Consider the following 241-nt stretch of genomic DNA (forward strand, 5'->3'; position numbering starts at 1 on the left):
CATAAGACCTCCTGCAATCACGGCATTTCCCCAGTCAATCTCCCCACTTAAAAGGAGTAAAATAGCCCCTGATGCCCCTAGGAGAACTCCTCCTATTTTATACCCTGTCGGTTTTTCTTTGTTTAACCAAAGAGAAAACAGCAGTACGAAGATCGGTAGTGTAGTCATGATCAAAGAGGCGTGGATCGGAGAGGTTAAGCTCAACCCTTTGAAGAAAAGTAGTTGATTGGCAGCTACTCCC

General features: G+C 45.2%; 1 protein-coding gene. It reads right to left on the minus strand.

The genetic code is table 11. The features are described 5' to 3' along the window. Nucleotides 1-241: EamA family transporter (locus I5349_RS14005; RefSeq protein WP_226391387.1), on the minus strand; the 241-nt coding region annotated here is incomplete at both ends.

Origin of the sequence: Penaeicola halotolerans, from assembly GCF_016464625.1 — a bacterium.
Taxonomy (GTDB): Bacteria; Bacteroidota; Bacteroidia; order Cytophagales; family Cyclobacteriaceae; genus Penaeicola; species Penaeicola halotolerans.